Annotated in this window: 16 protein-coding genes; 8 read left to right on the plus strand and 8 right to left on the minus strand. The window is 72.7% G+C overall.

Annotated elements, in window-relative coordinates:
• Nucleotides 1–14: 14 nt before the first annotated feature.
• Both ETAA1_RS04725 and ETAA1_RS04730 read right to left on the minus strand, forming a co-directional pair.
• Entirely contained in the window at nucleotides 15–914 is a 900-nt protein-coding gene (locus ETAA1_RS04725; RefSeq protein WP_145234767.1) for a carbohydrate deacetylase, read from the minus strand.
• Between the two features lie 131 nt (nucleotides 915–1,045).
• Complete coding sequence (locus ETAA1_RS04730; protein ID WP_145234769.1) at nucleotides 1,046–1,312, minus strand: (2Fe-2S)-binding protein; 267 nt, start codon at nucleotides 1,310–1,312, stop codon at nucleotides 1,046–1,048.
• A gap of 196 nt (nucleotides 1,313–1,508) precedes the next feature.
• Between ETAA1_RS04730 and ETAA1_RS04735 the strand changes: the two genes are divergently transcribed.
• Nucleotides 1,509–1,874 carry a lipocalin family protein gene (locus ETAA1_RS04735; protein WP_145234771.1) on the plus strand — a complete coding sequence of 122 codons (366 nt, stop codon included), beginning with the start codon at nucleotides 1,509–1,511 and terminating at the stop codon, nucleotides 1,872–1,874.
• Nucleotide 1,875: 1 nt separating this feature from the next.
• On the opposite strand, the gene ETAA1_RS04740 is transcribed toward ETAA1_RS04735, so the two are convergent.
• Complete coding sequence (locus ETAA1_RS04740) at nucleotides 1,876–2,790, minus strand: dihydroorotate dehydrogenase (protein WP_145234773.1); 915 nt, start codon at nucleotides 2,788–2,790, stop codon at nucleotides 1,876–1,878.
• 166 nt (nucleotides 2,791–2,956) lie between these two features.
• Here ETAA1_RS04740 and ETAA1_RS04745 point away from each other — a divergent pair, with 166 nt between their 5' ends.
• Both ETAA1_RS04745 and ETAA1_RS04750 read left to right on the plus strand, forming a co-directional pair.
• Nucleotides 2,957–3,925: an ABC transporter ATP-binding protein gene (locus ETAA1_RS04745; protein ID WP_145234774.1), complete on the plus strand. Its 969-nt coding sequence runs from the start codon at nucleotides 2,957–2,959 to the stop codon at nucleotides 3,923–3,925.
• Nucleotides 3,926–3,927: 2 nt separating this feature from the next.
• Nucleotides 3,928–5,340: an ABC transporter permease gene (locus tag ETAA1_RS04750; RefSeq protein ID WP_145234776.1), complete on the plus strand. Its 1,413-nt coding sequence runs from the start codon at nucleotides 3,928–3,930 to the stop codon at nucleotides 5,338–5,340.
• 63 nt (nucleotides 5,341–5,403) lie between these two features.
• Here ETAA1_RS04750 and ETAA1_RS04755 read toward each other — a convergent pair whose 3' ends face one another.
• Entirely contained in the window at nucleotides 5,404–6,084 is a 681-nt protein-coding gene (locus ETAA1_RS04755; RefSeq protein WP_145234778.1) for a 5-oxoprolinase subunit B family protein, read from the minus strand.
• A gap of 108 nt (nucleotides 6,085–6,192) precedes the next feature.
• Here ETAA1_RS04755 and rimO point away from each other — a divergent pair, with 108 nt between their 5' ends.
• Nucleotides 6,193–7,623: a 30S ribosomal protein S12 methylthiotransferase RimO gene (gene rimO, locus ETAA1_RS04760; protein ID WP_145234780.1), complete on the plus strand. Its 1,431-nt coding sequence runs from the start codon at nucleotides 6,193–6,195 to the stop codon at nucleotides 7,621–7,623.
• A gap of 72 nt (nucleotides 7,624–7,695) precedes the next feature.
• On the opposite strand, the gene ETAA1_RS04765 is transcribed toward rimO, so the two are convergent.
• Nucleotides 7,696–9,081 carry a S41 family peptidase gene (locus ETAA1_RS04765; RefSeq protein WP_145234782.1) on the minus strand — a complete coding sequence of 462 codons (1,386 nt, stop codon included), beginning with the start codon at nucleotides 9,079–9,081 and terminating at the stop codon, nucleotides 7,696–7,698.
• Between the two features lie 300 nt (nucleotides 9,082–9,381).
• Here ETAA1_RS04765 and ETAA1_RS04770 point away from each other — a divergent pair, with 300 nt between their 5' ends.
• The gene (locus tag ETAA1_RS04770; protein WP_145234784.1) at nucleotides 9,382–10,575 is read left to right on the plus strand and encodes a TIGR03000 domain-containing protein; all 1,194 of its coding nucleotides are present in this window, start codon (nucleotides 9,382–9,384) and stop codon (nucleotides 10,573–10,575) included.
• A 62-nt stretch (nucleotides 10,576–10,637) separates the two neighbouring features.
• Here ETAA1_RS04770 and scpB read toward each other — a convergent pair whose 3' ends face one another.
• Complete coding sequence (gene scpB / locus ETAA1_RS04775) at nucleotides 10,638–11,285, minus strand: SMC-Scp complex subunit ScpB (protein ID WP_145234786.1); 648 nt, start codon at nucleotides 11,283–11,285, stop codon at nucleotides 10,638–10,640.
• An 85-nt stretch (nucleotides 11,286–11,370) separates the two neighbouring features.
• Between scpB and nuoH the strand changes: the two genes are divergently transcribed.
• The 3 genes from nuoH (at nucleotide 11,371) to ETAA1_RS04790 (ending at nucleotide 16,475) form a co-directional block, all read left to right on the plus strand.
• Entirely contained in the window at nucleotides 11,371–12,588 is a 1,218-nt protein-coding gene (gene nuoH / locus ETAA1_RS04780) for an NADH-quinone oxidoreductase subunit NuoH (RefSeq protein WP_238389374.1), read from the plus strand.
• A gap of 268 nt (nucleotides 12,589–12,856) precedes the next feature.
• Nucleotides 12,857–15,181, plus strand: a complete 2,325-nt coding sequence (locus ETAA1_RS04785; RefSeq protein ID WP_145234790.1) for a YfhO family protein — start codon at nucleotides 12,857–12,859, stop codon at nucleotides 15,179–15,181.
• A 55-nt stretch (nucleotides 15,182–15,236) separates the two neighbouring features.
• Complete coding sequence (locus ETAA1_RS04790; RefSeq protein ID WP_145234792.1) at nucleotides 15,237–16,475, plus strand: serine hydrolase domain-containing protein; 1,239 nt, start codon at nucleotides 15,237–15,239, stop codon at nucleotides 16,473–16,475.
• A 6-nt stretch (nucleotides 16,476–16,481) separates the two neighbouring features.
• On the opposite strand, the gene ETAA1_RS04795 is transcribed toward ETAA1_RS04790, so the two are convergent.
• Together ETAA1_RS04795 and ETAA1_RS04800 are read right to left on the minus strand one after the other, a co-directional pair.
• Nucleotides 16,482–16,787 (minus strand): hypothetical protein, encoded by a 306-nt coding sequence (locus ETAA1_RS04795; protein WP_145234793.1) that lies wholly within the window; start codon nucleotides 16,785–16,787, stop codon nucleotides 16,482–16,484.
• A gap of 71 nt (nucleotides 16,788–16,858) precedes the next feature.
• Nucleotides 16,859–20,248 (minus strand): cation-translocating P-type ATPase family protein, encoded by a 3,390-nt coding sequence (locus tag ETAA1_RS04800; protein ID WP_145234795.1) that lies wholly within the window; start codon nucleotides 20,246–20,248, stop codon nucleotides 16,859–16,861.
• Nucleotides 20,249–20,285 lie beyond the last annotated feature (37 nt).

Genomic DNA, 20,285 nt, shown 5'->3' on the forward strand with positions numbered 1-20,285 from the left:
TGTCGGCCGGCGGCTCAGGCCGCCCGGCTCGCCGGTCGGGTCGCGCACAGCTCGCTCGGCCGCGTCAGTGCGAACCCCGCGGCACGGATCAGGTCCGGCAACTCCGGCCGGCGGAAGAGTACCAGCTCGCTCACCCGCCGGTGCACGTACTCGTCGTCGGCGACCGCGTCGCGGCCGACGAGCGTGAGGTCGTGGTAGCCCGGGTGGCACATCAGCTCGACCGCCCGCCCCGGGGTGTGCTCCAGCCAGCGGGCGTGGAACCGCGCGTCGGTCACGAACGGCGGGTCGGTGACGCCGGCGAGCCAGTCGCAGCCGGGGAAGCCGGCGCGGTCCAGGTCGCGCGCCTGCCGCCGGCCCAGGGCGTTCAGCACGACGCGCTTCACCCGCGCCCCCGGCACCCGGGCGAGCAGCCGCCACGGCTCGCGCACCCGCCGCACGAACGGCCGCTCCGGCCGGGCCGCCAGGAAGTCGAACAGCACCCGCAACATCGGCCGGAACAGCGACGCGTGCTGGTGCGAGTTCACGAGCCGCGGCGGGGCGCCGGCCAACTCCACGAACCGCCGGTGCTGCGCCGCCAGCTCGGCGGCCACCTCGGCCGGGTTCATCCGCCCGAGCAGCGACCGCCGCATGAACGCCCCGAGCGGCCAGAACGTGCCGTCCGACCGCACCAGCGACGGCACCCGCGCGGCGGGCAGGATCGGCTGATCGAGGGTGAGGTTCGGGTGCCAGCCGAGGTCGAGCGGGCGGCCGGCGCGGTTCCAGGCCGTTACGGCGGCCGGGGCGTGCGGCGAGTTCACCAGCAGCGTCGTGCCCGTCACGAGCCCGGCCGCGGCGAGTTCGAGGATGCCCCGGTCGGTGTCCGGGCCGATACCGAAGTCGTCGGCGATGACCACGAGCTGGCGCGACAGCCCCATCGGCGTCCCTGCCGGTGTAGCGAGTCTCCGGGGCGCGAATCATCGCGGGAAACGATTCGGGCGACCCGCACTATTCCGAAACCACAGTCGGAATGCAAGATCGACCGCGGAAGGGGCGCAGGTTGGGGGGACTACCCGGCAGCGGCGAGCGGGGCGTCGATCGTGACGTGGACTTCGATGAGGGCACGAATCTGCTTGTGACAGCAGGTGCAGCCGTCGCCCGCGCCGGTGGCGTTGCGCACGTCCTTGACGGTGCGCAAGCCCAGCGTCGTGACGGCCTCGACGATCCGCCCCTCGGTAACCTTGAGGCAGCGGCAGACGATACGGTCCTCGCACCCGCCGCAGGGGCCGGCGCACGGGTCGGGGCAGAGGCGGTCGTCCAGCTGCGGGAGCGTCATCGGCGGGTTCCAAACCCGGTCGTGGCGGGAACGCGAACCTTGTTGAGATTGCGTCTCAGCAAACTGTACCCGCCGCGGCCGCGGATGTCAACCGGGGGCGCGGGAAAAGCGCCTCGCTTGCGGCTTCGCGGACCCTGGCGTAACATCACCCGACCTGGGGGCCGGCGGGTCGGCCCGACCAACTGGAGGGACTCAGATGATGCGGCTGTCCGCGTTCGGGGTGGGGCTGGCGGTGGTGCTGGTGCTCGGCGGGACGGCCCGCACCCGCGCCCAGGACGAACCGACGAAGATCGTCGGCGTGTGGGAGGTGACCAAGGCCGGCGACCTGCCGCTGGGGAGCACCATCGAGTTCGCCAAGGACGGCAAGTTCACCGTGAAGGTGAAGGGCGAGAAGGACGAGGTCGGCACCGGGACGTACGCGGTGGCCAAGACCAAGCTGACGGTGAAGCTGAAGTTCGGCGACGCGTCGTTCGAGCAGTCGGCGGAAATCAAGAAGCTGACGGCGACGGAACTCCACCTCCTCGGCGACGACAACAAGACCGAGGAGTTCAAGCGGAAGTAGGTCACGCCCGCAGGGTGCCGACCACGTCCGCGACGCGGCCGGCGCCCGCCTCCGCCAGCGCCGCCGGCAGCGCGTCGGCGACGCGGGCGCTGGCCGACGGGTCGTAGAAGTTCGCCGTGCCCACCTGCACCGCACTCGCCCCGGCCACCAGGAATTCCATCACGTCGTCCACGGTGGCGATGCCGCCGACCGCGACCACGGGGATCGCCCCCAGCTTGGCGATCCGCCACACCGCCCGCAGCGCCAGCGGCTTGATCGCCGGGCCGCTCAGGCCGCCGGTCACGTTCGCCAGGATCGGCTTGCGCCGCCGCCAGTCCACGGCCATCCCCACGAACGTGTTCACCGCCGTGACGGCGTCGGCGCCGCCGTCCGCGGCCGCCTTCGCAATCACGGTGATGTCGGTGACGTTCGGCGTCAACTTGGCCAGCAGCGGCAGGTCGGGGCAGGCGTCGCGGCAGCGGCGGACGATGCGACGTGTCAGTTCGGCGTCCACGGCGAAGTCGGTGCCGCCGGACACGTTCGGGCAGCTGAGGTTCAGCTCCAGCGCCGCCAGCCCGGTGCCGCGGGCGTGAACCTTCGCCGCCATCTCGACGAACTCGTCCTCCGTCTTGCCGGCGACGTTGCCGATCACGGCCGTGGGGAGGGTGCGGAGGTACGGCAGGTGGTGGTCGAGGAAGTGGTCGAGGCCGTCGTTGTCGAGGCCGATGGCGTTGAGCATCCCGCTGGCGGTCTCGACGGTGCGCGGCGGCGGATTGCCGGCGCGGGGCGCGGCGGTGACCGTTTTGGGGACGACGCCGCCGAGCTTGGCGAAGTCCACGTAGGGGGCCATCTCGCGGGCGTACCCGAACGTGCCGGACGCGACCAGCACGGGGTTGCGCAGGCGGAGGCGGTTGAGGGCGACGGTGAGGTCGGGCATGGGGGTGTTGTATTCTTCCGCCGCTCGCGGCGTAGCGCGGCGTACCCCCGCCACGCCGCGAGCGGCGAAGCCCCGAGCCTCGCCGCCCCCGTCGCGCGCCAATATGTTCGCTGGGACCGCGAATCCCTCTCCGTTACGTTCCCCATCCCGACCCCCGGAGGCCGCTGTGGCGGTGATCGAGACGCGGGAGCTGCGCAAGACCTACGGCAAGATCGAAGCCCTCAAGGGCGTGTCGCTGCGAGTCGAGCCCGGCCAGGTGTACGGTCTCCTCGGCCAGAACGGCGCCGGCAAGACCACACTCATCAAAATCCTCCTCGGCATCGTCCAGAAGACCGCCGGCGACGCCACCCTGCTCGACCACGCCGCCGGCGACGCCGCCACCCGCCGGCGCGTCGGCTACCTGCCCGAAGACCACGCCTTCCCGGTGTACCACAGCGGCTACTCGCTCATGGACTTCTACGGCCAGCTGTACGGCGTCAGCGCCGACGACCGCCGCAAGAAGATCCCCGAGATGCTCGAGCAGGTCGGCATCGCCGGCCGCATGCACTCGAAGATTCGCACGTATTCCAAGGGCATGAAGCAGCGGCTCGGCATCGCCCAGGCCATGTTCCACGACCCGCAGGTCATCTTCCTCGACGAGCCGACCGACGGCGTGGACCCCGTCGGCCGCCGCGAGATCCGCGACCTGATGCAGCGGCTCAAGGAGGACGGCAAGACGATCTTCCTCAACTCCCACCTGCTCGGCGAGGTGGAACTCATCTGCGACCGCGTCGCCATCCTGCAGCGCGGCGAACTCGTCCGCGAGGGCACGGTCGCCGACCTGACCAAGCAGGTCGGGCTGTTCGTGATCGGCGTCGCCGACGGGCAGCAGTTCCCGGCCGACGACGTGATCCGCCTCGGCTACAAGGTGACGCCGGCGGCCGGGCGGTACGAGGTCGAGCTCCCCGAGGGGAAGGGCATCGACCCGGTGCTGGCGCTGCTGTCCGAGAAGGGGCTGCGGCTGCGGCACCTGGTGGAGAAGAAGCAGAGCCTGGAAGACCTGTTCGTGTCGATCGTGGACGCGGCCGAGCCCGGGACGGACGGCCGCCCCGGCAAGGGCGTCCGCCCGGTCGGCGGCCCCCGGCGGAGGAGCTGACCGTGCAATTCCTGGCGTTCCTGAAGGACAGCTACCGCGAGGCCCGCAACGGCTGGATGCTCCAGATCATGCTGGTGCTGGCCACGCTGTTGATCGTCCTGGTGGCGAGCATCGGCTACCGCCCGATCACGCTGCAGGACCGGCTCGACGCCGAGTTCAAGATCATGCGCTGGGCGATGAGCCACAACCCGCAGGCGTTCGAGGAACTCGGCCGGCCCGAGTTCGGCGTCGAGAACTTCACCAGCACCAACGCGCCTCAGCCGTGGCGGGCCGACTACACGTTCGACTACGTGGTGAAGGTGAACAAGGAGGGGGCCGACCTCCGCAAGCTCCAGCGGCAGGGCATCCCGCTCGGCCGGGAGCGGATCCGCTCGCAGTTCCGCGACGACCTGGCCGGCCAGTACGAGACGGTCGAGGTGACCGGCGGGCCGCCGGAGCTGGAGCCGAAGGAGAAGGAGAAGGGGAAGGGGCCGGACGAGGAGGCCGAGGGGAAGGCCGACAAGAAGAAGGACGACGGCCCGCCGCCGCCGCCGGAGGCGCGGTACCACGTGGTCGTGCGCGGCAGCAAGGTGGACGACGAGCTGGCGTGGCCGCACCAGGTGACGGTCCTGTTCGCCTTTGACCCGCCGGGCATCACCCCGTCGCTGCGGGACGGCGTGTACCTGACCGAGGACTACCTCGTCAACGGCATCGGCGCCTGGGTCCTGCTGCTGGTGTCGGTGGTCATCACGGCCGGGTTCATCCCCACCATGCTCGCCAAGGGGAGCCTCGACCTGATCGTGTCGAAGCCGATCGGGCGGACCCGGCTGCTGGTGTACAAGTACCTCGGCGGGCTGATGTTCATCTTCCTGCTGACGGCGTACACGGTGCTCGGCGTGTGGCTGGTGATCGGGCTGCGGTCCGGGCTGTGGTCGCCGAACTTCCTCATGGTCATCCCGCTGCTGACGTTCTTCTTCGCCGTCCTGTACGCCGTCAGCACGCTGGCCGCGGTGCTGACCCGGAGTACGATCGTGGCCATCCTGGTGACGGCCGTGGCGTGGGGGCTGATGTGGGGCGTCGGCAAGCTGAACACCGCGGTCGAGGACCGGCAGGCGGCGCTGAAGGAGGCGGAGGCCGCGCCGCTGAACCCGCGGGCCGGCCCGCCGGACCCGGACGGGCGGGTGTGGTTCGTCTTCGGGCCGGGGTCGTGGCCGTTCGTGAAGGCGGTCCACTACGTGACGCCGCGGACGTACCAGCTGGACGAGCGGCTCGGCCGGGTGATCGCCGAGGGCGTGCTGACGCCGAACCAGCTGAAGGCGCAGAAGCTCGACAAGCCGCCGCGGGCGTCGTGGGCCGAGATCCTCGGCGTGTCGGTCGGGTTCATCGCCGTCGTACTCGGGCTCGGCTGCTGGCGGTTCGCGGGGCGGGACTACTAGGGCGAGCGGCCGGCGTGAGCCGGCTGTTCCCACGCGCATCTGATGCGCGTGGGAACAGCCGGCTCACGCCGGCCGCTCGCCAGGTAACCGTTCCCCCCCCAGCTCGCCGAAGCGTTTTTCGTCGATCCGCTCGAACCGCACCGCGTCGCCGACGCGGAGCGGGAAGAACCCGTCGGCCACGTCCACCACGACCAGCGGCGTCCGGCCGATCAGGTTCCACCCGCCCGGCCGCGGCAGCGGGTACAGCCCCGTCTGCCGGCCCGTCAGGCCGACGCTGCCCGCTTCCACGCGCAGCCGCGGCGACGCCAGCCGCGGCACCCCGCACAGCTCCGGCGGCAGGTAGCCGAGGTACGGGAAGCCCGGCACGAACCCGACCGCGTAGACGGTGTACGCGCCGCCGGCGTGGAGGCGGATCACGTCGTCGGCGCGGAGGCCGGTGTGCTCGCAGACGCGCGGCAGGTCCGGGGCCATCTCGTAGCAGACCGGGATGGTGTGCGACCGGGAGACAGGAGACAGGAGACAGGAGACAGGAGCCGCCCGCTCCCGGTCCGCGAGCCACACCGTGACCGCGGGTGTTCCGATCACGTCCGCGTCGAAGAAGACGCCGACGGTGGCGTATGCCGGCACCACGTCGTGCAGCCAGTCCGGGGCAGCGGCGCGGACGGCGGCGGCGAACCGCACCGCGGCGGCCTCGTCGGGCAGGGTGGCGAGCACGGCCGCGTCGCCGAGCGGAACCAGGGTCACGGGGCGGCTCCGGGCTTCGCCGCTCGCGGCGGAGCAAACCCGTAGTTTATCGCGCCCCGCGGCGTAGAATGGCGGTTCGTCCTCCGCACCCCCCGACCCCCCCACCGCATGTCCGTCAAGAGCCTGCCGCTGTCCGCGCCGCTTCGCACTCCGGGGGCTGATGCCCCCGGCTCGGGGAAAGGCACCTTCGCGTTCGTCTCGTTGGGCTGCCCCAAGAACACCGTCGACTCCGAGCGGATGCTCGGCAAGCTCGCCACCGAGGGCTACGCCCTCCGCCCCGACGCCAGCGGCGCCGATGTCGTCGTCGTGAACACGTGCGGGTTCATCGAGTCGGCGCGGCAGGAGTCGCTCGGCGTCATCCGCGAGATGTTGGCGCTGAAGGACGCCGGCAAGCTCGGCGCCGTCGTCGTCGCCGGGTGCATGGCCGAGCGGCAGCGCGAGGTGCTGCTGGAGCAGGTGCCGGGCGTAGATCAAATTCTCGGCGTGTTCGGCCGCGAGGAGATTGCCACCGTCGTGGACGCGGTGCAGGCCCGCCGCCGCGGCGGCGACGCCGACCTGTCGGCGCTCGACCTGTTCCCGCCCGCGCCGGTGCGGGCGCTGGAGGACACGGCGCGCCTGCGGATCACGCCGCGGCACTTCGCGTACCTGAAGATCAGCGAGGGGTGCGACCGCCTCTGCACCTACTGCGCCATCCCGAAGATGCGCGGCAAGCACGCCACCAAGCCGATCGAAGAAGTGCTGAAGGAGGCCCGCGAGCTCGCCGCCGACGGCGTCCGCGAGCTCATCGTCGTGGCCCAGGACACGACGTACTACGGCATGGACCTGTACGGCCGCACCCGCCTCGCCGACCTGATCCGCGAGTTGGGGAAGGTGGACGGCATCGAGTGGGTCCGCGTGCTGTACGCCTACCCCGAGCACTTCACCGACGAGGTCGTGGAGGCGCTGGCGACGACGGACAAGGTGATCCCGTACCTCGACATGCCGCTGCAACACATCAACGACCGCGTGCTGCGGCGCATGGTCCGCCGCGTGGACCGCGCCGCCACCGAGGCGCTGCTGGGGCGGCTGCGCAAGAACCTGCCGGACCTGGCGCTGCGGACGACGTTCATCGTCGGCTTCCCGGGCGAGACGGACGCCGAGTACGAGGAGCTGCGGCGGTTCGTCGCCGACTTCGGGTTCGAGCGGCTCGGCGTGTTCCCGTACTCGCCGGAGCCGGACACGCCCGCGGCCAAGCTCGACGGCCACCTCCCCGACGACGTGAAGGCGGCGCGCGTGGCTGGCGTGATGGAGGCGCAGCAGGCGGTGGCCTTCCGCTGGGCCGAGGCGCAGGTGGGGCGCGACCACCCGGTAGTGATCGACGGCCCGGACCCGGAGTTCGCCAGCCACTTCCGCGGCCGCACCTACGCCGACTCGCCGGACATCGACTGCGCCGTGCGGGTGAAGGGGAAGGGGCTGCGGGCCGGCGACTTCGTGAAGGTGAAGGTGACCGCGGCCGACGGCTACGACCTGGCGGGGCGCGCGGTCGGGAAGCCGTGGTGATCGGGTTCCGCCGCTTGCGGCTTAGCGCTGCCCCGCGCTAAGCCGCAAGCGGCGAAACCCCGAGCCATAACCCTACCGCGGCGCCCGCAGCACCTCGATCGCCTTCGCCAGCACCCGGTCCTCGAACGGCTTGCTCTCGTCCACCAGCGCCCGGCCGTCGGCGCCCTTCGGCATCGGCGCCGCCGCCGGGTTCGGCCCGACCACGTCCGGCCGACCTGCCACGTAGTCGAGCCGCCGCATCTCGACCGCGTACCGCAGCCGCTCCTCCTCCGCCGTCGGTACCTCCATCCTCGGGCTCGGCCGCACGCCCCAGTCGTCGGCCTCCTTCGCGTCCGGGTAGCGGTGGATGTTCTTGCCGTTCGGCCGCCAGTACGTCTCGGTCGTCAGCTTCACCGCCGCCGGCGGGTCGTTGTGCGGCAGCCGCAGCAGCTTCTGCACGCTCCCCTTGCCGTAGGTCCGCTCGCCCACCACCACCGCCCGGCCGTGGTCCTGCAGCGCCGCCGCCACGATCTCGCTGGCGCTGGCGCTGTTACGGTTCACCAGCACGGCGATCGGCCGCGGGTTGTCCGGCGTGGGCTGGAACAGCGTGCCCTCCTTCTTGCCGCCGAACACCCGCTCGCTGCCGCGGCGGTCCTTCGTGGACACGATCCGCACGTCCGGCAGGAAGGCGTCGGCCACGTCGATGGCCTGGTTCAGCAGGCCGCCGGGGTTGTCGCGCAGGTCGAGGATGAGGCCGCGGGCGCCGGCGGCCTCGATCTCGGTCACGGCCGCCCGCAACTCCTTCGTCGTCAGCTCGCTGAACGTGGCGATGCGGATCACGGCGATCTTCGCCTGCGGGTCGACGAACCACTCCCACTTCAGCGGGTCGGTCTTGCTCCGGGCCACGCCCATCACCGGGTGCATCTCGATCCGGCCGCGCGTCAGCGTGACCGGGAACTCGCCCTTGCCGTCGCGCCGCATCGTCAGCGTCACGTTCGAGTTGATCGGCCCGGTGATCCGCTTCTTGGCCTGTTCGATCGACCAGCCCTCGGTGCTGTCGTTCTCCACCTTCACGATGATGTCCCCGGCCACGACGCCGGCGTTGTACGCGGGCGTGCCGGGCATCGGGTGATCGACCTTCAGCAGCTTCGACTTGGCGTCGATGCCGAGCGAGATGCCGACGCCGCCGAAGCTCCCTTCGGTGGTGGACTCGAACTCGGCCAGCCGGGCGGCGTTGAAGTACTCGGAGTGCGGGTCGAGCTGGTGGAGGCCGCCGTCGATCATGTCCTCGACGAGCTTCTGGCGGTCGGCGTCGGACAGCTCGCGGACGTAACTGGCGTCCACCTCGGCGAGCACGTCGACGACCTGGCGGACGAGCTTGTAGTCCTTGTCGGGCGCCGGGGCGCTGTACCCGATGGCCAGGCCGATGGCCACGAACGCGGGCACGGCCAGGAGCCAGACGAGATTCCGCAGCGACATGTTGTTGCGCCCGAGGGGTACTGGTCTTGGTGACGGGGTGACGGGGTGACGGGGTGACGGGGTGAGAAGAATACCCCGTCGTCACCCTTCACCCCTCACCCCGTCACCCCGTCATGCGACGCCGGTGAGCTGAACGTATCGATTATAGCCGTGCGCCCGGTCGGAAGGGAACGGGCGCGCCGCCCTGGGTACTTGAGGACGTTTTCACTCAAGCCCGATTTGTCCGCCCACCCGGAGCCGTTTATCCTCGTTGTACAGGGGCCGCAGATTCCCCAGATTCCCCCGCACCGGGTGGCCGCGATGTACAGCCTGGTCCTGATGACCGCCATGGCCGGGGGCGCCGACGCCCCGCAGTTCAACGGCTACTTCCGCGACCTGTTCAACGGCGGCAGCTGCAACGGGTGCGGCGGCGGGGCCGCCCGCTACAGCTGCTACGGCGGCGGGTGCTGCGGCGGCACCGAGTGCTGCGGCGGCGGGCACGCCATCTTCGGCGTCCGCGACCGCGTCCGCAGCTGGTGGAACGCCAACGGCTGTTGCGGCGGCACGACCGCCCTGGCCGGCTGCACCGGGTGCTGCGGCGGCACGACCGCCCTGGCCGGCTGCACCGGGTGCTGCGGCGGCACCGCGGCGTACAGCTGCTTCGGCGGGCCGGCCGTGTCGTACACGCCGGTCCTCAACGGCGGCCTGTCGTGTTACGGCGGCCCGGTGCCGTCCGCGCCGCCGCCGGTGTTCGGGCCGGCCCAGCCGTACGCGGCCCCGCCGGCGACCATCCCCTACGCCGACCCGCAGTCGGCCCCGGCCCCGGACCGCACCGGCTTCCGCCCGGCGGTCGCGTTCGGCCCGCCGACGGCGACGGTGTCCAACGGCAGCCGGGCGGCCATCGTGGTCCGCCTCCCGGCCGACGCCCGCCTGTACGCCGACGGCGTGCCGCTGCGGCTGACCGGCGCCGAGCGCCGCTTCACGACCCCCGAACTGCCCGGCGGCATGGAGTTCACCTACCGCATGACCGCGGAGTACGACCGCAACGGCGAGGTGGTGTCGGTCACGAAGCGGGTGCCGGTGCGGGCCGGGGCGACGGAAACGGTCGAGTTCGCCGACCTGACCGCGGCCCGCCCGACGACCGGCGCCCCCGCCACGCCGGCGGCCAACCCGGCGGTGGCGGCCCCGGCCGTGCCGGTGTCGAACCCCGGTCCGACGGCCCCGGTTGCCCCGACGGCCCCGGTTGCCCCGACTGCTCCGACCGGCGGCGACGCCCGGGCCACGATCACGGTGAAGCTGCCGCCGGGCGCCGCGCTGTTCGTGGACAACAACCGCAACCCCTCGACCGAGTCGACGCGGCGGTTCACGACGCCGCCGCTGCCGGCGGGCCGGGAGTTCGCCTACCTGTTGCGGGTGGAGGTGACGCGGAACGGCCAGCCGGAGCAGCTGTCGCAGAAGGTGGCGTTCCGGGCCGGCGAACACACGGAAGTGGACTTCAGCTCGCTGGGCCGGTGACGCGGCGTGTGGCGAGCCGGCCACGCGGGGGGCGAGCCGGGGGCCGACGCCCCCGGCTCGCCTCATTTCCGCTCGAACACCTCGGGCAAGTCCTTCAGCGTGTTGAGCCCGAACGCCTGGAGGAACTTCTTGGTGGTGCCGTACAGCTGCGGCCGGCCGAGCGAGTCGTGCCGGCCGGACACGCGCACCAGCCCCTTCTCCATCAGCTGCCGCACCACCTCGCCGCACGACACGCCGCGCACCTGCTCCACCTCCGCCCGCATCACCGGCTGCCGGTACGCGATCACCGCGAGCGTCTCCAGCGCCGCCGGCGTCAGCCGCAGGTCGTGGCCGGTGCGCCGCAGGCGCGCCAGCCACGGGGCCATCGTTGGCCGCGACAGCAACTGGTAGCCGCCGGCGATCTCCGCGACCTCGAACGCGCTGCCGCCGGCGTCGAGGAAGCCCTTCAGCTTCTCGGCGAGGGCGCGCCCCTCCGCCGTGTCGGCGAGGCCGGCGGCGTCGGCGAGGCGGCGGGGGCTGAGCGGCTCGTCGGCGACCAGCAGCACCGCCTCGACGCGCGCCAGCTTGGCGTCGCGGGCCAGCGGGTCGTCGGGCGGCGCCTCAGTCGGTGCGGCGCGGAAGCGGAGGGAGGCGGGGCGCACGGCGTTGCCGGGCCGGGCCGAGAACGGCCGGCGGGCGGCGGACGCGAAGGACGGTGCGGACAGACGCATGGCGGCGCTGTGGGGCGTTCGGTACACTTCCGACATCCGGGCGGTAAAGTACCCGCCCCGCTGCCGTCGTGGAAGGCAGGTCGCCGTGCCCCCGTTCTGGTCCGAATACCTGCGCGAGCCCTGGAACCTCGTCGCCTTCGGCGTCACGGCCGCGGCCGCGGTGTTCGCGTTCATCAGCGGGTCGGCGTTCCTCGCCATCTGGGCCGAGCGCAAGGTCAGCGCCCGGATGCAGGACCGCCTCGGCCCCACCCGCGTCGGCCCGTTCGGGCTGCTGCAGTCCCTCGCCGACGGCATCAAGCTCATCTCGAAGGAGGACCACGCCCCGGCGGGCGCCGACCGCGTCCTGTTCCGGCTCGCCCCGTACCTGGCGTTCTGCGCCGCGTTCTGCGGGTACATCGCGCTGCCGTTCGGGGCCGGGCTCGTCGCCCACGAGCTGAGCGTGGGGGCGTTCTTCGTGCTGGCGGTGCTCAGCAGCGAGGTGTTCGGCGTGGTGCTGGCCGGGTACGCCTCCGCGAACAAGTGGTCGCTGTTCGGCGGCGTCCGCGAGGCGGCGCAGGTGGTGAGCTACGAGGTGCCGCGGGCGCTGTGCGTGGTCGTGCCGGTGTGCGTGGTCGGCACCCTCAACCTGACCACGATGGGCAACCTGCAGGTCGGCTGGTTCTGGAACTGGACGGCGTTCCACGACCCGTTCACGTTCCTGGCGCTGGTGGTGTTCTTCATCACCGCGACGGCCAGCTGCAAGCGGGCCCCGTTCGACCTGGCGGAGGCCGAGAGCGAGCTGGTGGCCGGCTTCCTGACGGAGTACAGCGGGTTCCGCTGGTCGATCTTCTTCCTGGCCGAGTACGGCAGCATGTTCGCGGTGAGCGGCCTGGCGGCGCTCCTGTTCCTGGGCGGCTGGCACACCGGCCTCCTCCCGTTCGAGCCGGCCGCGGAATGGGGCTTCTGGTGGGGGAACCTGCTGAACCTGTCCGTGTTCACGGCGAAGTGCTGGGTCGGCGTGCTGGTGATGATGTGGCTGCGCTGGTCGCTGCCGCGGCTGCGGATCGACCAGGTCATGACGACGTGCCTGCAGTACTTCCTGCCGATGGCGTGCGCCCTGCTCATTGGCGTGTGCCTGTGGCAGCTCCTGGCGCCGCCGGGGCTGACGGCCGCGACGCGGTACGTGCTGAGCTTCGGGACGCTGGCCGTGGTGGTGCTGCTGGCGGTGAGCGTGCTGAAGCCGCCGGCGATGAGCGGCCCCGCGGGCCATCTACCGGGCGCGTGGGCCGGCCGGGCGACGCCGCTGACCGCGGGCCGGAAGTAGCCGCACGAGCAGCCACGGGGATGATCCCCGGGTTTTCAGGCCGAAGGCCTGACAGCCCTCAGCCCAGGGCAACGCCCTGGGTACGCGGCGCGAACCACCCCGCAGGCTGAAGGCCTGCGAGCCGGCTCGCAGGCCTTCAGCCTGCACGGCATTTCGATCCCCGTACCCAGGGCGGCGGTGCTTCGCACCTTGCCCTGGGCTGAGGGCTGTCAGGCCTTCGGCCTGAAAACCATGCACTGACCCCACGCGGGTTGAGAAGCGCCGACCCGTGAAGCCCTACCTGCTGCTCGCGCTCCTGTGGGCGCTCTACTTCCACCCGCTGCTCCTCCACCCCACGCAGACGCTGTTCGCCCCGTACTCCGACCTCCTCGCCGAGCACCTGCCCGCGCGGGTGTTCCTCGTCCGCGAGTGGCGCGCGACGGGGGAGTTGCCGCTGTGGAACCCGTACCACTTCTGCGGCTCGCCGTTCGTCCACGACATCCAGGTCGGCGCGTTCTACCCGCCGTACGCCGTCACGCTGCTGTTCCCCGAGTCGGCCGCCGGCGCCGTCATGAGTTGGGTGGTCGCGCTGCACGTCCTCGCGGCCGGCGGGTTCACGTTCTTCTACGCCCGCAGTAACGGCCTGGGTGAAGCGGGGAGCCTGGTCGCGGCGGTGGGGTGGATGTTCGCCGGGAAGTGGATCACGCACCTGCTTCTGGCCGGGCACACCATCACGATCGGACTGGCGTGGTTGCCGTTGGTGCTGGTCGGCCTCGAACGAGGCACTCGCACGGGTGGCGTCGGCCCGGTGCTGGGGACGGGCGCGGCGCTGGCGCTGATGATCCTCGGCACGCACCCGCAGTGGACGTTCTACGCCGGCGTGTTCGCCGCCTTCTGGACCCTCCCGCTCGACCGCGCCGCGCTGCGCCGCTGGCTCCTGACCGGGGTGGGTGCTGTGGTCGTGGCGCTGGGGCTGACCGCGGTGCAACTGCTGCCGACGATTGAAGCCGCGGGGTTGTCGGCGCGACAGGCCGGGCTCACGTCGACGGAGGCGCTGCGCGTCGGCCTTCAGACGCTCACCGCGCTGGCCGGGCCGGGCGCGGCCTACGACCCGCCGGCGTCGTGGGAGGCCCGCGGGCTCGTCGGCCTGTACCTGCTCGCCGCGGCGCTCGTGGCCCCGACCCTCGGCGGGCCGCGGACGCGCTACCGCGCGTGGGTGCTGGCCGGGCTCGCCGTGTTCGGCCTCGGCGGCGCGGCGCTGGTGGACTGGCTCCCCGGCTTCAACCGGTTCCGCGTGCCGACACGAATGCTCTTGATCGCCGGCTTCCCGGTCGCCGTCCTCGCCGGCACCGCGACCGACGCCCTGGTCCGCGCGCAGTGGTCGGAGGCCGTTTTGGGCGTCGTCCGCCGACGGGTGTGGCTGGTGGTGGTGGTGGTCGCGCTGCCGGCCCTGCTGTGGGACTTCCCCGGCCTCCGACCCGGCCCGCGGTCGTGGGGGCGCGACGGGAGTTACTGGCTCGTCGCCGCGGGGCTGCTGCTGCCGGCCCTCGGGTGGTTCGCCGACACGCCGTCGCAGCGTACGTTCCGCTGGCTCGCGGTGCTCATCGGCGAGTCGTTCCTGCTCCTGCCCAACGTGGTCGTCCTGCCGCAGGCCACGATCTACCCGCCGACGCCGACGCTGGAGTACGCCGCGACGCGGCTCGAACCCGGGGCAGGGCGGGTGATGGACTGGGACAGCGGCAGCGGTCCCGGCGACCGGCTGGCGGTGTTCGGCGGCGGGTCGCCGCTGCCGCTGGCCCGCGGGGTCGAGACGCCGCGCGGGTACAACCCGCTGGACGTGAAGCACTACCGGGAGTTCATCGGGTTCGTGGTCGGCGACCCGTCGCCGGTGGTCGGCATGAGTCCGGTCGCTCAGCCGGTGCTGCCGAACTTCGAGGTCGGTCACCCGCGGCTGTTCGACCTGCTGAACACCCGCTACCTGTCGGCCCCGGAGGCGCACCAGCCCGGACCGGGTTGGTCGGCGGTGACCGCCGACCCGGCCCCGCCGCTGATCCCCCCGCTCCCGCCGGACCCGCCCCCGCAGTTGTCGCCGCACGTTCTGTACGAACGGCCGTCGGCGTTCCCGCGGGCGTGGGTCGTGCCCGAGGCCCGGCCGATGCCACCCGCCGGCGCGTACGAGGCGCTCGTGAACACCGACCTCGGCCGCGTCGCGCTGCTCGCCACCGAGCGACACCTGCCGCCGCCCGCCGCATCGACGCCGGCCGCGCGAATCGCCGAGTACCGACCCAACCGCGTGCGCGTGAAACTGGCCGGCGACGGCGGCGGCTTCCTCGTGCTGGCCGACGTGTGGTACCCCGGCTGGGTGTGCCGCGTGGACGGCTCGGAAGTGCCGGTCGAGCGAGCCGACCACGCCTTCCGCGCCGTGCAGTTGCCCCCGGGGGCGAAGGAAGCCGTCTTCACCTTCGAGCCGCGGTCGTACCGGATCGGTTGGTGGGTGAGCGTGGCCGCGCTGGCGCTGGTCGGGGTGGCGGGTTTGTTCCGGCTGACCGTCAACCGTTCCCGCCGGTCGGGAGTTGTCACGCGTGCCGATTCGGTTTCCGGGCCGAGTGTGTGACACGGACCCCCGGCGGCCGACGGCGGTCGGCTCGCCGGATGAATACACTTCCGCCATGCCCACACGCCGCGCCTTCCTCGCCGCCGCCGCCGCGTCCCTCGCCGGCCCCGCTCGCGCACAGCCGGACCTTGCGCCGCTCGACCGGCTGATGACCGCCTTCCTCGCCGACCACGCCGTGCCCGGCGGTGCCCTCGCCGTCGCCCGTCGCGGCCGGCTCGTCTACTCGCGCGGCTTCGGCCTCGCCGACCTCGACCGCAAGACGCCCGTCGGCCCCCGCAGCCTGTTCCGCATCGCCAGCGTCTCGAAGCCGCTCACAGCCGTAGCCGTGCTGCAACTCGTCGACGCCGGCAAGGTGCGACTCGACGACCCGGTGCTGCGGCACGTCACGCTCCGCCCGCACCTCGCGGCCGGCGCCGAGCCCGACGCCCGGCTGAAGGACGTGACCGTCCGCCACTGCCTGAACCACACCGGCGGCTGGGACCGCGACCGCTCCGGCGACCCCATCGGCATCCCCGCCCGCGTCGCCGCGGCACTCGGCGGTACGCCGCCGGTGTCGGCGACCGACGTGACCCGCTACACGCTCGGTCTCCGCCTCGACTCCGCCCCCGGCGAGCGGTACGCGTACTCGAACGTCGGCTACCTGCTGCTCGGCCGCGTCGTCGAAGCCGCGAGCGGGCTCCCCTACGAGCGCTACGTCAAGGAGCGCGTGCTGGCCCCGGTCGGCGTGACGACGGCGCGGCTGGGTCGCGCCCTGCCGGAGAACCGGCCGGCGGACGAGGTCCGCTACTACGACTCGAAGCGGAACACCGGCGTGTGCCTGTACCCGCCGCGGGCCGGCGAGCGCGTGCCGTTCCCCGACGGCGCCGGCAACCTCGAAGGCTACGAGGCCCACGGCGGCTGGGTGGCGTCGGCCGTAGACCTGGTGCGGTTCGCGTCGGCGTTCGACGACCCGGCGCGGTCGCCGCTGCTGTCGGCGGCGACCGCGCGGGCGATGTGGGAGCGGCCGGCGGGGCGCGCCGGCAACGACGCGGAGGGGAAGCCGAAGCCGGCGTTCTACGGCCTGGGCTGGGACGTGCGGCCGGTCAACGGCGGTGTCAACGCCTGGCACTCCGGGCTCATCAGCGGCACCTCGACGCTGCTCGTGCGGCGCGCCGACGGGTTCTGCTGGGCGGTGCTGTTCAACACCGACCGCAGCTCGAACGGCCGCGTGCTGTCGGGGCTGATCGACCCGCTGGTTCACCGCGCCGTCGCCGAGGTGGAGGCGTGGCCGGCGGGTGAACCACTCGGGCGGTAGCGCGGCTCAGCGGTGGTAGTGGCCGTTGTGGTAGTGGCCGCCGCCCCAGCCGGGGGTGAAGCCGCCGTAGCGGTAGCCGGACTGGTAGCCGCCGTAGCCGAAGCCCGGCGAGTAGACGCGCGGCGAGCCGAAGTTCAGGTTGAACGACAGGCCCGGCGAGTAGCTGCGGTAGCCGTAGGCCGGGTAGCTGGGGTACGCCGGTACGACGTGGTAGTGGTTGCGGTGCGGGACCAGCACGGCCGGCTGGGCCGCTGCGGACCCGGCCCCGATGCCAACAGCCGCGACGGCCGCGGCGAGAATGCTGAGCTTCATGGTGAGTCTCCTGCGGGGGGAATCCCCGCACGAGAAACGCTCAAGTCAAGTGGGCTTGCGCTCCGACGGCCTCACGGCTCACCCGCCCGCGGCGCCGCCAGCGGCCGCAGAAGCTCCGGGTCCAGCAGGAACAGCTGCCGCCGGCCCGCCACGTCGGCCGCGTCCACCCACACCTTGTCGCGGCCGCGGAATGCCTCCGCTACCGCCCGCGCCGCCAGCCGCGAGTCGATCGCCGCCCGCCGGTCGGCCAGCAGTCGAAGCCGCCGCGTCGCCAGGTCGGCGTCCACCGCAGCCGCGGCCTCGCCGGCCGCCACCCGTTTGGCCCGCTCCGCCGCGAGGGCGGCCCCCTCCTCGGCCGACACCGCCGAGCGCGCCCGCACCCACGCGCCGAACGCCGTCGCCTGCGCCTCCGCGTCCTTCACCTGCCGGTTCGCCTCCGTCCGCGCCCGGCTCACCGTCCGCTCCGCCTCCTCCGTCGCCCGCCGCACCGTCCGCAGGGCGTCGGCCTCGGCGTCGTTGAGCACGCGGTCGCGCTCCTGGATCGCCTTCGCCACCGAGTGGTACGACTCCACGACCTCGCGCGGCGGGTGCAGGTCGTGCAGGGTGAAGCCGTCCAGCGCGATGCCGTGACCGGTGGGAGCGGCCGCGTCGAGGCGCCGTCGCAGCCGCGCCGTCACCTCCGCTTCAAGGCCGGCCCGGCCGACGGTGAGCAACTCGCCGAACCGGCCGCCGGCCACCAGCTCGCGCACGACCGCCTCGGCCGCGGAGCGCACCAGCCCGTCGGGGTCGGCGGGGCCGAACAGGAACTGCCGCGCGTCGGCGACGTGGTAGCGCACCGTGCCTTGAGCCACCACCAGGTCGCCGTCGCCGGTGATCATCACCTCCTCGTCGGTGACGGGGCGGGCGCCGTCGCCGTGGCTGCTGGCCCACGTCAGCTCGCCGCCGGGGCGACGCAGGCGGTCCGGTTGCGGCGCGGCCGCCCGCACTTCGGCGAGCACCTCGCGGAAGCCGACAGCCACCGTGCGCACCTCGGCGGTGCGGACGCGCGTCACCGTCTCGACCGGCCACGGCCAGCGGACGTGGAGCCCGGGCGGCAGGTCGGCGGCGACGGCGCCGAAGCGCTGCACCACGCCGACCTCGCCGGGTTCGATCTGCGTGAAGCACGTCAGCCCCCAGCCGACCAGCAGCGCCGCCGCGGCCGCGCCGCCGACCCACTTCCACCGGTGACCGATTTCGTGCAGCAGGTCGTCGACGTGAACCGTGTTCACCCAGCGGTCGAAGCCGCGGGCCGCGGTGCGGAGGCGCGACAAGCCGGGACTGTCGGCGGTGCGGTCGAACGCGAGCAGGCGCATCGAGTTCAGCAGCACCAGGAGCGAGCCGAGCTGGTGGTACAGGACGCCGACCAGCGGCGCCTTCTCGTACCACCCCGGGCCGGTCGCCAGCAGCGGCCACAGCCAGCCGGTGAGGACGATGCCCACGAGGTTGACGCCGAACCCGAAGCCCAGAATGTTCTGGCGGATGATCTTGACCGTTTCGCGGGACAGCCGCACGAGCAGCGGCAGCGGCCGGAGCGGCTCGCCCATCAGCACGATGTCGCCGGCCTCGGCGGCTACGTCCGTGCCGCCGACGGCAATACCAACCGCGGCGCGGGCCAGCGCGGGGGCGTCGTTCACTCCGTCGCCGACGAAGCAGGTCAGGGTGGGGGAAGCGGCGGCGACGAGTTCGGCCTTTTGTCCCGGCAGCAGCTCGGCGTGAACGTCCGTCACAGCCACCTGCGCGGCCACGGCCCGCGCCGCGGCGGAGCGGTCGCCCGTCAGTAGCGCCACCGGCGCGATGCCGAGCGCCCGCAGCTCGGCGATCACCCCCGCCGCCTCGGGGCGCACCCGGTCCCGAGCCCCGACCGCGCCGACAATTGCGCCGTCCTTCGACACGAGAAGCGAACTCTGACCCGACTCGTCGAGTTGGCTCAGGGCCGCGTCCGCTTCTTCGGGTATGGCGACGCCCTTCTCCGCCAGCAACCGCCGCGTGCCGACCAGGATCGACGCCCCGCCGGCCGTCGCGCTCACGCCGCCGCCGGGGAACGCCTCAAAGTTCTCGACCGCCGGCGGCGTCAGGCCGCGCGCGGCGGCTGCGGCCAGCACCACCCGCGCCAGTGGGTGCTCACTTCGTGCCTCGGCGGCGGCCGCGAGCGCCAGCACGTCGTCGGCCGTGGCACCGTTCAGGGGCAGCACGTCGCCGAGTTCGAGTTTCCCTTCCGTGAGCGTGCCGGTCTTGTCGAACGCGAACGCGGTCACGCCGGCGAGCCGCTCCAGCGCGGAGCCGCCCTTGATGAACACACCCGTACCCGCGAGCCGACCCAGCGCGGCGATCACGGCCGCGGGCGTTGCCAGGATGAGGGCGCACGGGCACGCCACCACCAGCACCCCGAGCGCCGGATACGCCGCCACCCGTGCGGCTGCGGACACAGTCGGCCGAGGCACGCCTTCGGCCGGCGTCGCGGCGAGCTGGAAGCCGATGTTGGCGACGAACGTGACCAGCGCCAGCACCAGCACCGCCGGCAGGAAGTAGCGGGCCAGTCGGTCGGCGTGCCGCTCTAGCGGCGCCTTGTCCTTCAGAGCCGCGGCCGTCAGATCGATCACCTGCCCGGCCACCGTTTCTTTCGCCAGCTTCTTCGCCTCGACGGTCAGGCTCCCGCCCATCACGATGCTACCGGCCATCACCGCGTCGCCGGGCGCCTTGTCCGCGGGCAGGCTCTCGCCGGTCAGCGCGGAGGCGTCGACGGCGGCGCGGCCGTCGGTCACGACGCCGTCGGCGGGGACGCGGCCGCCGGGCTTGACGACGACGCGGTCGCCCGGGAGCAGGTCGGCGGTGAAGGTGCGGACTTCCTCGCCGTCGCGGAGCACCCAGCAGCGGCGCGGGAACAGCTCGGCCAGCGACCCGAGCGCGCGCTGGGTGCGGGCGAAGGTGACGGCTTCGAGGCACTCGCCGGCCAGGCCGATGAACACGACCTCGGCGGCGACGAGTTCCTCGCGCAGCAGGATGGCCGCGAGGCACGCCACGGCCAGCGCCAGGTCGGAGCCAATGCGGCCGTCGAAGAGCGATTCGAGCGAGTTGTACAGGACGCGGGCGCCGCCCACGACCGCGGCGAGAAGTGCGTAGCGGTAGCCGAACGGCTCGCGGCTCCAGGTCGGCACCTCGATGCCGAACCCGGCGAGCCAGCCGACGAGCGGCGGCCCGAGGTCGGCGGCGAGGAGCGCGCCGACGAGCGCGGTGAGGGCGTACAGCCCGACGGGGGACTGCGGCCGGAACGGCTCGTCGGCGCCGGAGATCTCGCGGTGCATTGCGGCTGTTGTACGGCCGCGCCGCCCCCCGGGTTGAAGGAACTTGGTGATCCTCTCGCCAGCCGCCTCGAAGCGGAACGCGAACGACGGCCACACCTTCCCGAGGGCGTGGAACGTCACCGTCTTCGGACTCGCACGTCGTCGCCTACGGTCGGGG

It is taken from the genome of Urbifossiella limnaea (assembly GCF_007747215.1).
GTDB lineage: Bacteria > Planctomycetota > Planctomycetia > Gemmatales > Gemmataceae > Urbifossiella > Urbifossiella limnaea.

Bases quoted from the DNA above. Each gene is read 5' to 3' on its own strand.
- ETAA1_RS04725 (WP_145234767.1), bottom strand. From the start codon at position 914: ATGGGGCTGTCGCGCCAGCTCGTGGTCATCGCCGACGACTTCGGTATC.
- ETAA1_RS04730 (WP_145234769.1), bottom strand. From the start codon at position 1,312: ATGACGCTCCCGCAGCTGGACGACCGCCTCTGCCCCGACCCGTGCGCC.
- ETAA1_RS04735 (WP_145234771.1), top strand. From the start codon at position 1,509: ATGATGCGGCTGTCCGCGTTCGGGGTGGGGCTGGCGGTGGTGCTGGTG.
- ETAA1_RS04740 (WP_145234773.1), bottom strand. From the start codon at position 2,790: ATGCCCGACCTCACCGTCGCCCTCAACCGCCTCCGCCTGCGCAACCCC.
- rimO (WP_145234780.1), top strand. From the start codon at position 6,193: ATGTCCGTCAAGAGCCTGCCGCTGTCCGCGCCGCTTCGCACTCCGGGG.
- ETAA1_RS04765 (WP_145234782.1), bottom strand. From the start codon at position 9,081: ATGTCGCTGCGGAATCTCGTCTGGCTCCTGGCCGTGCCCGCGTTCGTG.
- ETAA1_RS04770 (WP_145234784.1), top strand. From the start codon at position 9,382: ATGTACAGCCTGGTCCTGATGACCGCCATGGCCGGGGGCGCCGACGCC.
- scpB (WP_145234786.1), bottom strand. From the start codon at position 11,285: ATGCGTCTGTCCGCACCGTCCTTCGCGTCCGCCGCCCGCCGGCCGTTC.
- ETAA1_RS04790 (WP_145234792.1), top strand. From the start codon at position 15,237: ATGCCCACACGCCGCGCCTTCCTCGCCGCCGCCGCCGCGTCCCTCGCC.
- ETAA1_RS04795 (WP_145234793.1), bottom strand. From the start codon at position 16,787: ATGAAGCTCAGCATTCTCGCCGCGGCCGTCGCGGCTGTTGGCATCGGG.